This is a genomic window from Nocardia sp. bgisy118 (assembly GCF_057708605.1).
This window is the reverse complement of the sequence record NZ_JBYISM010000003.1, coordinates 303,891-320,623: the sequence shown is the minus strand read 5'-3', so window position 1 is coordinate 320,623 and position 16,733 is coordinate 303,891. Positions and strand designations below refer to the sequence as shown.

Annotated in this window: 1 protein-coding gene (only partly in view); it reads right to left on the bottom strand. The window is 69.2% G+C overall.

What is annotated here, in order from left to right:
* Nucleotides 1-16,733, bottom strand: the beginning of a protein-coding gene (locus tag AC3EO7_RS05565; RefSeq protein ID WP_435590596.1) for a hypothetical protein. Its footprint begins 28,270 nt before the window's first position; only the first 16,733 of its 45,003 coding nucleotides appear in the window; its start codon is at nucleotides 16,731-16,733; its stop codon lies off the left edge, out of view.

The following is a 16,733-nucleotide window of genomic DNA, read 5'->3' as shown; positions in this document are numbered from 1 at the left end:
TGCAGATCATCCCATTCACGACCGGCGCTGTCCCGGAGAGTCGTGCCGCCGGGAGCGAAGTCCGGCGAGTCGAACAGATCGGTCGCCAGCAGTTTCTCGATGCCCGCCTCTCGCCCGATCTCACGCAGCTGCGTCTCGGTGAGGCCGTCGTCACCTCGCCTGGCGGAGTCGATGGCGGCATCGTGCGCGGCCAGGTACTGCTGCTCCAGCGCCGTCCGATAGTTGCGCGCAGGCAACGACTCGGACGGATCTGCTTCCGGGGTACCGAAATCCTGGTGGAAGAGGGCCTGCCTGCCGAGCGCGTCCGCCTCGGCGCGCAGCCGAGCCTCGACATAGGCCTCGCGGTCCATCGCCCGGATACGCGACGGCATCACCTCGAGCCGACCCGCACGCACCGCATCCGCCAACGCCGCCGCCCGCACCACCGCGGCCGCCTGCGCCTGCTGACCACGATCGCGCGCACCGACGACGACATCCATCGTCAGCCCACCGAAGGCATCGGCACTGCCCGGCTGGCTACCGTCGAAACGCACGCCCGCGCGCATGTCCGCCAGCAGTTCGATGGACGCACGGCCGGTTTCGCTCCCACTGAGCACATCCCAGACCTCGGCGAACCCACGATCCGGCGACCCGACGAGCCACCGGTTCAGCCCGTCAGGTGCAGGGCGCGTGGCCACCGAAACCGAGGGCGGGGCAGCAGCGGAGCTCGCGCTGTCCGGCATGGCAGCGTTGTCGTCCAGCTCGGGCGACAGCGGCCTGTCGGCGTCGCGGCCGAGCGTGTCCTCAGGCAGCGAGCCGTCGCCTATTTCGGCGGTCCCGTCGATAAGTCTCTGAGCGATCTTTTCCACCAACCGATCCGGATCGGAATCGGTCATGCCCTGGAAATACCTGGCCAGCACGTCGGTGCCGCCGCCGCGCCCGGTCAGCGGCACCCGCCAGCCGCCCTTGCCGTCGTTCTCCAGGTAGATGTCCACCCGGACCGGGCCGACCTCTACCAACCTGTTGATGAACTGCGGGCTCGGCAACGGTTCGCGCACCTGCTCGAGCGGCTGCGGAATCTGCCGCGTGTGCAGGCGGTAGGCCACTGCGGCGGGATCGGTCTCCGGCAATCGTGGATTGTTCTGCGCCGCACGGAATCCCACCTTGACCAAATCGGGCTTCAGGCGCACCGGCGTCGATACCCACCGATTCTCCATCCGGAACGCGAGCCGGGCCTCGTTCTGGAGGTGGAACCCTTCCTCCCCCAGCCGGGTGATCCAGTCGACGAACCCCTCCCTGATCCTGCCCTCGGCCCGGAACCGCAGGTACTCCGACAGGAATGTGTCGACGGCGTCGGCCAGCGAGGGGTTGCGGCGCGGTCCCTCGGCCACATCGCGGGAGAGCACGACCGTGGACGGGTTGCCCTCAGGCCCCGGCGCGACTTCCAGGTATCGAATATGGTGCCCGTCCCACAGGGCGTCGCGCAGCGCCGGGTGGTCGCGGCTCACCTGGTCCAGTGCATCGAGGTGCCCGCCCTTCGGTGCGATCACCAGCAACTCGGTCGTGCCCGACTCCGACTGGAACCGCAGCACATTCGGGCTCAACTGTTCACCGTCGGCGCGCTCGGCCAGCTTGTCGTCGAGGACACGCCGCACCAGGTCATCGGCGACCGGTTCCGCCTGCTGCGCTGAATCCGGCTCGGGTACATCGGCAGTGGGGTCGATGCGCGGCGAGCCCCAGTACAGACCGTCCTGTTCGATCGAGTCAGCCGAACGGACGACGTCGAAGGCGATCTCGGCGCGCTGGGCGCCCACCTTCTCCACGTACTTGCGAACGGCGGCGAGACCAGCCGCCTCGGCGACCGTCTGCGGCGAACGCGCCTGGGGATCGCTCGCGAGGGCGCGCTCGGCCTTGCGATGCGCCTCGTCATAGGCCGCCGTGTACGCGGTCTCGGCCGGGCCGTATGGGATGTAGTGACCCTCGGCCCGTTTCTCCGGGAATCCCCGGATCTCGTCGACGTATCGGCGGGCCTGCTGGTCGAGCGCCTGCGGGCTGTCGTCGGCGACCGGCGCGAGCTCCGCTTCGCCCTCGGGCGCGAGATCGGGTCGAAGTCCACGGGCCCGGTCCCACTCCGCCCCGGCATATTCGGCGGGAGTCAGCCCGTCGATGCGCAATCCAGATGCCTCGATGGCCGCGCGGACGGCCCGCAGACCCGCGCGGTAGGCGGCGGCGTCCAGCATGTCCCGGCCCACCGCGCTGTTCTTGCCGTAGATCTGCTCGGCGATCTTCCTCGCCTCGGTGAACGCGTCGAGAAACGCCAGTTCCAGTGGATCGTCGATGTGCCGCCCGCCCTTACGGCGCGTCGGACGGGAGTAGTAGTCCGCTTCGCCGGCAATGGCGGCGGCGACCCGCCGGTACTGGAAGTCCATCGCGTACGCGGCGGCCATGCGGTCCAACTCGGCCGCGATGTAGTCGTTTCGGTGCAGCGACAACCGGTCCGGCGCCCGATCCGCGCCACGGGCATGCAATCCGGCCGCGACCGCGGCGCGTACCAGCGCCGCCACCTGAGTCGACGCGCCGTCGTAGTACTGGAGGACAACGGTATTCGTCGCCCGATCGTGGACCGGCACCGGTTCGTCCCCGTCCGACCGCGCGATCATCGCGGCGGGATCATCGGTGTAGCGGATCTGCACACCATGCCGTGCCAGAGCGGCTGCCGCCCACTCGCCGATCTGCCCGGCGCCGCGCCGCAGATCGAACAACAACCTTTTGTTGCGCGGGGCGGTGAGGTTCTCCAGCCCGTCCGGTTTGGCGGCATCGGGGTCGACCGGCACGGTCCGCTGTCCGGACTCGGCAGTTTCCGGTGTGCTCGCGTCCGGTCGGCGCACGAACACCGCACCCGATTCGTCGAGATGGACACGGGGACGTCGGACCCCCTGGCCGCCGTCCTGGGTAGGTTGCGGCAGGTCGCGACCGATGGCGTCGGCGATCTCGCCCTCCAGCCGTGCCCGCTCGTCGTCCAACCGGGCATGCCACTGGGATAGGTCGGTGAGCAACGCGTTGACGACGAAACCGTCGCCGCCGAGCGCTTGCTTCTGCGCGATGCTCCGCAGTTCGGCGATGATCGATGCCTGATCGGATCCGAGATCGAAGTCGTCGGGAATCTGCATATACCGGCGGCGCTGCTCGACCGTCTGATCGAAGGAGAACTGGACGAGCGCCTGCGCTCGCCGGACGTCCGCGTGCTCGCGGATCAGGCCCTCGACCCGGCGCGCTGCCTCCGGGGTGGACGGCACATACTCGTCCGTCCCTTCGGGAACGACGATGCGTTGCACGGCATCCCACTCACCACCGGCGATGTCACCGAGACGCACGCCGCTGTCGGTGAGATACGGCGAGTCGAACAAGTCGGTCGCCAGCAGCGCCTTGACGCCTGCCTCGCGAGCGATCGCCCGGTGCCGCTCCACGTCCAGATCTCCGCTGGGCCGCCGGGCGGCGGCGAGGGCGGAGTCGTACGCGGCCAGATATCGCTGCTCCAACTCCCTCCGGTAGTTGCGGTCCACCAGTGATTCGGATGGGCCGACTTCGGGAGTGCCGAAATCCCGGTGGAACAGCGCCTGCCTGCCGAATGCGTCGGCCTCGGCGCGCAGCCGGGTGGCGATATAGGCCTCCCGCTTCATCGCCCGGATACGCGATGGCGTCACCTCGAGCTGCCCGGTGCGCACCGCAGCCGCCAACGCCGCCGCCCGCACCACCGCCGCGGCCTGCGCCTGCTGGCCGCGATCGCGCGCACCGACGACGATGTCCATCGTCGCCCCATCGAAACTGTCGGCACTGCCCGGCCGCCCGCCGTCGAAACGCACGCCCGCACGCATTTCGGCGAGCAGTTCGATTGCTGCACGGCCTGTTTCGCTGCCGCGGAGCACCTCCAAGACCTCGGCGTACCGATGATCCGGGGCGGCGGCGCGCCACGAGCTCAGTCCATCGGGCTCGGAGTGCGCGGCCACGGGGACCGACGGAGAAGCGTCGGCAGCCTCGGCGACGATGTCATCCGCCGCGGAGTCGGCGGGGCTCGCGCCGTCCGGAACGGACCCGTCGCCGAGCGGCTCGGGTGTCCTGCTCGCACGTGGGTTGCCCCAGTGCGCGTCGTCGGAGTCGTCCGTGCGAGCGGCCCGCACGACGTCGACGATCAGCTCGGCGTTGTCGATTCCCACCTTGTCGACGTGGCGGCGGATCGCAAGCTCTCCGGCCTCTCTGGCGACCGATTCCGGTGGCCGCGAGGACTTCTTGCGTACCAGTGCCCGCTCGGCTTTGCGGTGCGCGCGGTCGTAGGCGTCGGAGTACAACTCTTCCATCGGGCTGCGTGGGATGCCCGAGCCCTCGCCGTCGGCACGCAGTTCACGCACCTGCTCGAGCTCCGCCACCAGGGCGTGGATGCGCCGCCTCGGCGGGGCGGGTGCGTCCGTCTCGGCGAGCGGCACGGCCGGGCCCGGGGTGATGCCGTGCGCGCGATACCACTGATCGGAGAACCGCTGGGTGAAGTTCCGGCCGTCGACTTCGGGCACCAGCTCGTCGAGGTTGTCGCGCACCGCCCGGACGGCGGCTCGATGGGAGGCGGCATCGAGCAGCTGGCCGGTGATCGCCGGGTCATTGCGGTAGGCCTTGGCGAGGACATCGCCTGCCCGATCGAACGCCCGGAGGTAGGCCTTCGCCAACGAACCGGCCATGGACCCGATCATGTTCCCATCGGTGAACTGGTGGTTCGCCGCGAATCCCAGCGCCGCGGCGTCGGCCTGGTGATCCAGCATCAGGTCGATGTACTCCGTGCGCGACATGCGGAGTTGCGGTATCGGCCCGTGGGGCGACGTGGCATGCAGCTCGGCGAGGCGGGCGGCGCGGACCAGCGCGACGGCCCGCTGGCGCGGATTGTCGCTTTCGCGCAGAACCACCGTGTTCGTCGACGGGTCGTAGGATTCCTCCAGCCCCACCTCCACGTGGTCCCGGCTGGCGGAATACGAGCGCGGTTCGGAGGTGTAGAGCACCCGCACACCGTGGCGCCGCAGCATCTGGGCCGCCCATCGACCGATGTCGTGGCGGTGATCCCCGAGCACCGCGGCGACCCGATCCGAGGCCTTCGCCACCAGATCCGCCAATTCCGTTGGCGCGGCGTCGTCCTCGAGACGAACTGCGCGCGCATCCGAGTCCGAAGGTGGCGGCGGCAGGTCCACATCCGCGTGGGCGTCGCCGTCGCTGCCGAGGAACACGACGCCGCCCTCGGTCACGTGGAGCGTGATCGACTCCTCGGCGCCGAGATCTCGCCGGACCGCCGCGGCGAGGTCGTCGCCGAGCGCGCGGCGCCGCTCGGTCAGTTCGCCATGGCGTGCGGTCAGTTCGGCGAGCACGGCCAGGTCGATGTGGGCACCGATCTTGCGCGGGCCATCGGGCCCATGCAACTGCGCCGACACGTCCTGCCGATCGAGCGTGTCCGCGTCCCCGCGCAGCCGCGAGACATCGCCCAATCGCCCGGCCACGCGATCCCAATCCGCCTCGACCCGGGCGAGTTCGCGTTCGACGGCTGCGCGCTTCCTGCCGATATCCTCCAGTGCCCGCGCCGCGTCCCGCGTGGTCGGCGCGTATTCGCGCAGCCCGTCCGGTGCGGTGATGCGGTGCTGGGCGTCCCAGAACTCGGCCGCGGCATCCCGGTGGGCGCGTGCGGGTCCGGAACCGTCCGGTGCGTCGAATTCGCCGCTCGCCAGCAGTGCGTCGACGCCGGCCTGCCGCGCTCGTTCGAGCAGAGCAGGATCGATCTCCGAATCAGGCTGTCGCGCGGCGATTTCGGCATCGAAGGCGGACAGGTAGGTCGCCTCCAGCCGCTGCCGCGCGGCCGGGTCGGTGACCGGATCGGCCGCGGTGTCGTATCCGGCCAGCTCGAGTTCACGATGGAACTCGGCCTGCCTGCCCAGTGCCAGCGCTTCGGCGCGGACGCGCGCGGCGATGAAGTCGGACCGATCCTGGGCGCGCACGCGCGAGGGCGTGACCTCCAGCAGACCGGTCCGCACGGCGTCGGCGAGCGTCGCTGCGCGGACGACGGCGGCGGCCTGGGCGGGATGGCTGCGATCCCGCGCCCCGACCGACACCTCCATCGTCCTGCCGTCGAACACGTCGACGGATCCGTCCGCGTCGAAACGCACGTCGGCGTTCAGGTCGCGCAACGCCGCCGCCGCATCGCGACCGACGGCACTGAACCCGAGCACCCCTTGTACATCGTTCTCACCGGGAAGACCTGGGCGCAATGTCCACGAATCTCGCAGTGCCCCATTAATTTCCGCCTGATGATCAGCGTCGTGGCGGAACTCCGGACGGCCCGCGGGCGGGGTGGAGTGCTGGTCGTCCGAGGCAGCGGCGGGCCCGCCGTGCGCTTCCCGCCACGCCTGCTCGTAGAACTCGATGTTGGTCGGATCGGAGCCCGCGGGGCGATGCGCCGCTACGTGCGGGCGCAGCGCGTCGAAACCGGCCTGGTTCGCGATGCGGTCCAATTCGTCGGCAGGGCCGCCGATCTCGTTCGCCGCGTCCTCGCGCGCCTTACGGTAGGCATCGAGGTAGACGTGATCGGTCGCGGTGAGTTCCACCGCGCCACGCAACTGCACGGCCGCGACGATCTCCCAGACGCGGGCCGAGGTCTCCTCGTCGATCTTGCGATCGACGTAATCCTGTCGCTCCGAACGCATCCGGTCACGGGCATCGACCGCGGCATCCTGCCTGCCCGCGAACTCGGCGTGCATCGCGCCGCTCACGATCGCGCGCATGTGCTCACCGTCGGTGGCGCCCGCGTCGATGGCCAGCACCCGCCGCGAGGGGTAGTACCGCACCGGACCGCCGGAAATGTGCTCGATCGTGACACCGTGACGACGCAGGGTTTCCAGCGCCCACCCGCCGACCGCGCTGTTCGACAGCGCCGCCAGGATCGGCTCGAGTCGCTGCCTCGTCGCGGCGGCGGCCAGATCCGGTTCCTCGACGACCCTGTCGGAGGATTCGAACACCCGCGGATCTATCGAGTCGACCTTGCGTGCTCGGACCTGGCCGAATTCATCGACGCCGAGCGAGATGTGCTCGAATTCGACCGGACCGCCGCGCATGAGCGCGCGAACCCGTGGATCGGCCGCCGCGGCATTGCGAAGGGCCTGGTGCTGGAAGGACTCACCGGCGATGACGATCCGGTTCGGCCTGCCGGGAACATGGACGTAGTGGTCGCCGAGCGGGCGCGCGCCGGGAGCATGGGCGGCCAGCACTTCGCGGGCGGCCAACGCGGTCACGCGATCGGCCTGCTGGTCGAAGTCCGTCTGCGCGTTCTCCCGCCGCACCGTCAGGTCGGTGAGGGAAAGCAGATCGTGCGCGGTGCGCCGCAGCTCGGCCAACCGCTCGGGCGTGATCGACGGATCGGCCATCTCGTCGCGAACCGGCCCGAGGCGCGCGGTGAGCTCCCGGTACAACGAGTCGGCGTCGAGGTGCGCGGCGATACCGTATTCGCCTGCCCTGCTGTTCAGTTCGTCGGTGATGTCGACCAGATCGCGCTGCGCCCGGCCGCGGTCCACCGCACCGGCCCGCAAGGCTGCGGCCGCCTCCGGTGACGGTTCCCGCGTGATCTGCGCGTCGTAGAACCCGGCGTGATCGGTACGGGCGCTGTCCCATTCGGCACCGTAGTACTCGGCATAGTTCCTGCCGTTCGGCCAGACATGGGTTCTGATCTCGTCGATCAACGCCTCGGCCGCGCGGTCGTGCGCTCGACGCAGGCCGTCGGCATCGACGGATTGCGCTGTGCCGCTGTCCGATGCGAGCGCCGCGTCGAATGCCGCGTCGTAGATGTCTTCGAGGTAGTGCCGGTCGCCGAAGTATCCACCGAGCTGTTCGTCGGCGCGGAACTCGCGGGCGAGCTGGATCCACCGCGCTACCGCCGCCGCCTCCTCGGCGACCATGGTGCGGATGAACGTCGCACGGTCCATGCCGAGATGGCCGGACTCGCCGCGTACATACCGCTCGGCGTGCACCGACTCGTGCGCCAACGACAAGGCCTGACGCACCTGATCACGGGTGCCGGTGTACACCGTGGCCGTCAACGAGTCGGCGGCGAACCCACCGCTGCGCCGATCCGCGGCCGCCCGTTCGTATTGCACCCGTATCGACGAATCGTCCAGCACTCGAAGCACATCCGCGCCGGTCTCCGTTCCGCGCAACAACGCTCGCACCTGATCGGCGTGCGAGTCGAGCGAGCGGCCGATACGCACCGGCGAATCCGCCGTCGGCAGATACCCGGCGCCCTCTCCCCGGATGGGATGCACAGGGTTGCCCTGTGAATCGAGGATGATGGCGTACGTACCGTGCAACTCCCGCGGAATCGATGGCGGGAAGCCGTGCTCCTCCTCCTTGCCGGGATCCCGAACGGTCAAACCGTCGGTCCCCGGTCCGAGCGCATAGGCGTGGGCACCGACACCGAATTCGTCCAGGGGACCGGAATACTCGTCGATGACCAGCGCCCAGCCCCCTTCCGGGATCGCCCGGCGGATCGCGTCATGATCGGCGTAGGACCGCAGCTGGCCACCCGCGGCTTCCTGCACCTCCGCCCGCGACATGCCATCGAGCCCGACCGGACCGTTCGGCGGCTCGATCGTCGTGCTGCCGGTCATCCGCTTGATCAGGCGCAGCGCGAGTTCGGCGCAGCGGCCGCGGTTCGCCTCGGAGGTGTGCGGAGCGCCGACATCGGAATGCTCGACGAACTGCGCATCATCGGCGTCCTGATAGACGTCGGCGACATCCGGCGAGTCGTCATCCGAATGCTCGACGAACTCCGCATCATCGACATGCTGGTGGATATCGGTATCGGGGAGGGCGGTCGCGACCGTGCCGTCGGCAACCACGCCGTTCGCGTCGTTCCAATCCCTGGTGTAGACGCCGACGTAGTCGGTGATCCCACCGTCGTAAGTCTCGAGATACGTCCGGATCCCTGCCGCACCGAAGTCGAGCGCCGGGTCCCGCATCGGATCATCGAGGCGCCGCGGCCGCGACAACTCGGTCATCCGATTCAGGGCCCGACGCGCCATCCCGGGACGTGCGGCATCGCTCGCGCCTTCCAGATCGCCGACCGGAACGACGTGTCCACCGGCCCGCAACTGTTTGACGAACTCTGCCTCCAGCGCGTGCGCGCGGCTCTCCTGCCGGACCATCGCGTCGACGTAGTCGCCACGCTGCGTCGTCAACGGATGCGGTGACAATCCCTCCGCGGCATCACGCAAGTGGGCGGCGGCGTGCACCATGTCGATGGCCTGCCGGACCTCCGAGGTCCCGTAGCCGAGAACGAGCGTCCTACGCTCCGGGTAATAGCGCGGCTCGACGTCCAGTTCGTGCACCACGCGAACGTTGTTGCGCCGAAGCATGTCATCGGCCCACGCGCCGATCTCGCTGCTCTCCAGCAGATGCCGGACCCGCGCGATCCGATCCGCCGACATCTCGCCCGCGGAATCACCCGGCATCCCCACCGATACGGCGGGCTCGTCCTCGGAAGTCCAATTCAACGCTTCATCGACGACGTCGGGACCTGCGTCGCGACGAAGCGATGTCACCTCGACATTCGCGTCCGGCCCCGGCTCTCCGACCTCGATCAGCCGCAGATCCAGATCGGGATGACGCAGCGCGGCCTCGAGATCCGGGCGGCCCGCCAATGCCCCCGCGAGCGCGGCGACGTGCTCGCGCTCGAGCGCGACGACGACCACCCGAGGCGGCTCTCCCGCGACCAGCGCGACGTGCGGGGTGATCGTCTCCGCCCCGTCGAGTCCGGTCTCCTCGAGTTCGGACGCGAGCACATCCCTGGCCACCGCGGCATTCGCGGCGGTGTCGGCACGGTTGATCAACTCACCCTGCAGGTGATACTGATCGCCGAGATCGGACAACAATCGAAGCTTCAGTTCACGTCCGAGCAGCTCGGCGCGCCGTCGCTCCCTCGCCGCGTCGGGCAGCATGTCCCGGCCGACATCGGCTCGATCCACACCGAGCCGTGCGGCCAGCTCGGCCAATTCCCGCTCGTTCGCCTCGCGCAGCCTCGGCAGCGTCTCCGCGCGCAGTTCCGGGTCGATGGTCTCGACGGTGTTGATGTAGAGACTGCTTGCGAGATCGTTGATCTGCCCCGCCAGCTCCATCCGACGCCGTTGGGCGACGACCCGCCGTGTCGCGTTCTCGGAGACCTCCGCCTCCACTTCGAGCGAACTCCACCCGTGCACATCGGACCCGCCGGTCATGACGTCGTCCCATGCGGCGCCGTAGTACTCGACGTAGTTGTTGCCATCCGCCCACCGATAGGTGGCGATGTACTCCGCGATGGCGGCCGCGCCTGCTTCCCGTGCGCGGGTCAGGATCTCCTCGTCGGTGAGGCCGAGGCCGGCGCGCGACGCCTGCGCTGCCCTGGCGTCGTAGGCCGCGAGGTAGCGCTCGGCGGGCCGGATATCGTCGTCGACTGCGTAACCGAGCGTGCGTAGTTCGCGAGCGAACTCGAACTCCCGTCCGGCCGCGAGGGCTTCCTCGCGGACCATCGACGCGATGTACTCGTCCCGGCCCAGCATGCGAATCCGGTTCAACCGGTTGCTGGTTTCGCCGTCCCACGCCATCTGCGCGTGTACGCCTTCGTGCACCAGCGTCAGCGCCTGACGAAGGAGATCCCGTTCAGTGGCGCGGACTTCGGCGACAACCGATTCCGAGTCGTACGTGCCATCGGCGAACTCGCTGGTCATCTGGTGCCTGAAATCGACCGCGATGTCGCCGTCCCCCAGTACGGCGAGGATTTCTCTGCCTACTCTGGTCAGCTCCAGCAGCGAAGTGACCTGATCGGAGTGTGCGCCGAGCGAAAGGCCGATGCGCACTGGCAGATCCACGGCCGGGTGGAGGCCGGATCCGTCTGTCGCGATGGGGTGCACCGGAACGCCGCGGTCGTCGAACAGGATCATATGGGTCGAGCCGATATCGGAAGGCAGCCTCGGCGGGTAACCCCGCACGGTGCTCGCGCCCGCGTCGTACACCACGACGCCGTCCTTCTCGCGCCTGAGCACATAGGCATGAGCACCGACACCGTGCTCATCCACCGGACCGGTATAGGCATCGACCACCAAGGCCGAAGACCCCTCCGGCATGTCCAGCAGCGCCCGCGCGATCTCGTCGTGATCGGACACCGTGCGCAGCTGCCCACCCGCCGCGGCCTGCACCTCGGCCGCGGTCATTCCGGCCGGCCCGACAGCCCCTGACGGCAGCCTGATCACCGAACTGCCGGTCAATGCCTTGATCAACCGCAACGACAGCTCCGCGCAACGACCACGATTGCGCACTGCCACCGCACGCGACGCGGACTCCGGCGACCGCCCACTGGCGGAACCCGAGTCATCTCGCTGCGGGGGTGCGTCGGCCAGCTGGGCGATGGTGGCGGCGAAATCACGGGTTTCCGCGCGCAGCCTGGTCAACGTTTCGGCGACGCCGCGATCGGTGGCGAGATCGACGGCGGACACTTCGAGCGCACCGGCCCAGTGGGCGAGTTCCGCGGCGCTCAGGTCCAGGTCGGCGGAGTCGATCGGGGACCGGATCGCGAGGGCGAGAGCCTCGATCGCGCCTGCGCGCAACAGTGTTCGAGCCTGCTGCTCGGCAATCGCCGCCTCGAGCAGTGCCTGAAGCGGCGCGTCGAGGGGCACATTCATCTGACGAAGCAGCCACGCCTGCGTCAATTCGGGCGGCAATGGTTGCGGTACAAAGGTTTCCGGTGATGGTGACGCGACATCGGGTCGCAATCCCGGATCCGGCGACATTTGCGGCGACGGCGCGACCCGCTGTGCCAGATCTGCCAGTGCCCGCAACGGATCCGCGGCATTGGACAGCGAATCCCCCAGCCCGAGACGGGTGGACAGATCGTTGACGTAAGCGCGCTCGGGGTCGGTCAGCGGATCCGGGCTCTGTCGCTCGGGTGTCCGCGTTTCGTCGAGGTGGCGCCGCAGCGCGGCCATCGGATCGGCGGGATCGCTCGTGCCCGCTCGCGGCGGCATCTGCCGATCGAGATCGTCGTTCTGCGCGCCGCTTCCGGCCGCGAGCCCATGCCTGCCTTCGTCGCCGAGCGGACGTGTGGCGATGCCGTTCTTGTTGTAGAAGATGCCCCAGGTGGCCTTCGCGTTCGGCACCTTGGTGGGATCGAACTCGAACGGGTCCGGTTGCCGCAGCGGGTCATACACCATGACCTTTTCGGTGTCGGCGTCCCAGTACATGGTGAACGCGTGCGCGCCCGGTTCGCCGTCGGGGACGCTACCGCGCTGCTGATTGATGACGATCACGGCGGACTTGCCGCGCATGTACCGCAGCGCGTCGGCGATCGCGTGCTGCCCCGTCCGCTTGCGTCCGGGCCCCAGCAGGTTCAATGCGGCGAGGCGCCCTCGCCTCCACAACGGAGTCAGCTGGGCATCGGCATGCCGCTCCATATCGCGCCAGTCCATGCCGTCCGGGCCGACACTGTCCGGCGCCGGAACAGTGATGGCGGGGTTGCCGGTGACCTGGGCCGCCTTCCACAGCGCCTGTGGTCCGCAGCCATTCTCGGTCACGTCCGGACGTGGCGAATTCGGTTGCGACGGATCGACATCCGGCAGGTACGGTGCCGTCCCCGCCCGGTTGGACTCGATATCGGACACCCGGTACATGGTGTCGACCGGAACCCCTCGCGGCGGCCTCGATCCCTGGGGTTCCGGCGCGTTCCACCGGTGGTAGAGCCCGTTGGTCTCATCGGGCACGAACACTCGCACGTCGTCGCCGAAGTGCTTCGACGGTAGAATCGGATCGCCCGGCGTGCCGACCAGCGCGATATCGCCGACCAGGCCCGACAACCGGCCCTTGCGGCCCGCGGCCGCCGCGACGTCGACACCGTAGCCGCCCGCGATGATCCTGACGGACGGCTTGTCCCCCGCCACCGCCCTGGTCGCGTCGAGGATCGCGATATCGCGCCGCAGCAGCTCCGCCGCCTTCTTCGCACGCCAGTTCACCATCGCCGATGCCCGACCCGGTGTGTCGTAACCGAGCCAGGCAATGGATGCCAGCGAGTCTCCCGCGCGCAGGCGGCCCGTGGCCGCGGCGTGCCTGGCGGCGGTGTCCTGGAGGACTGCGCCGAGATCCGCCACAGTCGCGTCCCTGCCCTGCACATGCAACGACACCAGCGTCGCCGTGTCCGGGTTGCCGAACGCGACGAGCGCCCTGCCCTTTCCACCGAAGGCACTCGGATCGTAGGCGAGCACGCGCACCGGCAGGTTCGGATCGATCCGCGCGGCCCGCAGTTGCGCCTGCCGCAAGTCGGCGACCGTGCGCCTCAGGTTGCGCAGTCGCTCACGTTCCTGGCGGTTCAGGCTGTCGCGTGCGCTGAGATCCGCGATATCCCGGGCGATCTGCAACCGGTTGGCGGTGTCGGCGGAATGCGAGTCGATGCCGGGTGCTCTGCCGATCACATCCGGATACGCACGAATCAGGGCGGCCCGTTCGGCGTCGGTCAGCGCGTTCCACCGCCGGGAGTTCTTGTCCGCCTGCGCCGCGGCATCGTCGTCGGTGGCGGGATTGGCGTCGGAATCGCCGAGCAGCAGATCCTGCGCACGCAGACCCGGCTCCATCCGATTCAGGATGGCGTCGGCCTCATCGATCTCCGCGCGGGTCGCCTCGCGGCTGTCGTCGGGTAGGACACGCCGCGGGTCACGGGTGTTGGTGTTGTCGGAGTCCGCGTCAGAATCGTTGTCGGCGTCGGGATCTGTGTCGGCGTCAGGATCCGGATCCGCGTCGGGATCCGTGTCGGCGTCGGCGTCAGGGTCCGTGTCCGCATCGGAGTCTGCGTCTGGATCGGTATCGAGGTCGGCGTCGGCATCCGAATCGGCATCTGCATCTGCATCAGCGTCCGTGTCGGCATCGGCATCGGCATCGGCGTCCGTGTCGACATCGGCATCGGCATCGGCGTCCGTGTCGACATCGAGGTCGGTGTCGACGTCCGTGTCCGTATCCGTGTCCGTGTCCGCGCCGGAGTCTGCGTCTGGATCGGTATCAGTATCGGAGTCGGCATCCGAATCGGCATCCGCGTCATCGGCGGTATTCGCATCGGGATTGGCGCCCGCATCGGCATCGGTGTCCGCGCCAGCGTCAAGTGCGGCGGCCGCATCGGCGGCGGAGTCCGCGACAGGCACACTGTCGGGATCGAGATCCGGATCCAGATCGGGGTCGCGGTCGGGGTTCGGCCGCGTATCGGGGGCGGCATTCGAACTCGTGTCGGGCTCGGCATCCGCCCGATCGCCGTCGGTGGTCGGGCGTGAACTGCTCGGGGCGGGTCCCGGTCGGCCGGGCGATGCGGGCAGCAGCGGGGGCAGCGCGAGGGCAGCCGCGGCCGGGTCCACGGCGTTAGCGTCGTCCTGATCGGCCGCGTCGTCCGTATCTCGCTGTCGGGAAATCGAATCCGCCGTGCCGTCCGGCGGTGTCGGCGCCGGGTCGGGCGAAACCAGGTCGGCAGGGCCGACCTGCACCTGCTGCTGATCGACGCTCGACGCGGCGGCCTCCGCGTCCGCCTCCGATCGGGACTGCGGCGCTTCGGAATCCGTGATTCGCGCCTGAACCGGTCCGGCCTGGTCCGTCGACGCGCCGGGAACACCGGCCGCCCGGGCCGGGCCCGCGCCGACCTCCGGCGAGCCCTCGCCGGTCGGCGCCGCGCCGACCGTATCGGGCGGGACGGCGCGCGTAGTGCCGTCCAGCGCGGTGGAGCTCCCTTGTGCATGGGCGGGCCGGGAAGCACCCGACGCGGGGGCGCTACCGGACTGCGGCGCCGGAGCAGCGGACGAGGTGGGCGACGAGGACGCCGGCGACGATGCGCCGGGGGCGACGTTCGAGGCCGTCGGCCCGGCGACCGCGGGCGTCGAACCGGGAACGGCCGCACCGGGGGCACCGGCAACCGCCGGCGCACCGGGCGTGCCCACCCCGACCGATCCGGCGTTCACGGGAGTGACGCCAGGCGTCTGCGCCGCGGGCGACGCTCCGCCGACAGCGGCCCCGGTCGTACCGGTACCGGACATGGGCGTCCCCGAATCGGTGACGCCGGCAGCCGAAGTTTCCCGGGTGGAGCCGTCGGCTACGCGGTGGCCATCCGCAGCTGAATTACCATCCGGCGCAATCGAATCCGAACCAACCGAGGCGGGCTGACCCGTGTGCGCGGCGGTATCCGCGCCCGTATGTGCCGAGCCCCCGCCCGCTTGTGCGGAATCGGTGCCAACTTGCGCGGAATCTCCGCTGGGCGCGACCGAATGCGCGCCCGCTGCGGGGGCGCTGCTGTTCTGTACGGCGGAATCACCGGTCGAGGTGTTCGCATCACCCTCGTTGGCACCGGAATTCGCATTGCCTTGACCGGAAGTGGCCGGGGCAGCGCTCTGCTGGCTCGCCGCCGAGTCACCACCGGCCTCGCTCGAGCCCACCGGTCCGGCATCGGAAGTACCTGCGTTTCCGGCATATTGGCTGGTGTCGGCCGACGCCGGTGTGGTGTTCGGAGTTCCAGCACCACTACCGCCATTGGCATTGGCTCCGGTGCCATTCGCTCCAGCGCCGTTGGTCCCAGCTCCATTCGCCCCGCCGCCGTTCGTTCCACCACCGTCGGCATCGGCACCGTTGACGTCCGGTGCGGGAACCGGGGACGTACCGTCAGGTCCGGAGCCGGGCAGGGTGCCAACCCGGACCGGCTCCCGGTTGAAGTCGATCGGCCCGTTGTGCTGGGTCTGGCCCCTGGCACCATGAATACCGCTCGGCCCCGCACCGGAGAGCGCGCCACCGACGAATGAACGCGGATCCCAGTTCCCTGTCGCCAACGCCGCGACAAAAGCGCCGGCAAGACCCGCACCCGTACCAACGATCGACCCGCCGATGAACCCACGGACGCCGTTGTTGTTCATCAGACTGGGCGCGATCCGGCCCATCGCGCGGTTCAATCCGAAACCCGCACCACCACCGCCACCACCGGCCAGCGCGGAGACCCAGGCGTTCTCCCAGATCGCGCCCGTATCCCAGCCCTGGCTGTTCAGACCCTCGGCGATGACGATGCCCTGCACCGCCACCTCTTGCGCGGTGCCCTGGAAGACCTCGACGATCGCTTCCTGGACGATCTCGTAGACGACCTTCGTCACCACTCGCTTCGCCGCATCCGACAAGAAAGTCCTGGCGAGCATGCTGGCGATCCGACCCTCCAACCACCGCGCCATCTGCTGGAACACAAGCCGCGTCGCCGCGATCGCCCCGGCCTCGGCAAGCGGCGCCGCTGGGCCGCTGAAAAGCGCCAAAGCCATCTCGGCAGCCAACCAACCGAGAGAAATGATCGCGTTCAGGTGATTCGCATGAACCGCACCGGCGAAATCGTCGACCGAAATCGCCAGATCCTTGAACGAGTTGCCCATCAACTCGATCGAACCGTGCTCGGGCTTCCCGCCTTTGGGTGTGTCGTCATGAATCACCGCCCGCAACGAATCGGCGACCTGCTGCCCACCATCACCCAGCGGATACGCGTTGACCACCGCCGCCGCGGCGGTATCCGCCTCCGCTATCGCCTCATTGAGGATCTCATCAGCGATATCTCGCAGCGCCGCGGAAATCTTGACCACGTCGTCGGGATCGACGCGCGTGATCTCCGAACCCGCTACCCACTCGAGCCAAGCGAGCTCCGGCGGGATCGTCCAATAACCCAT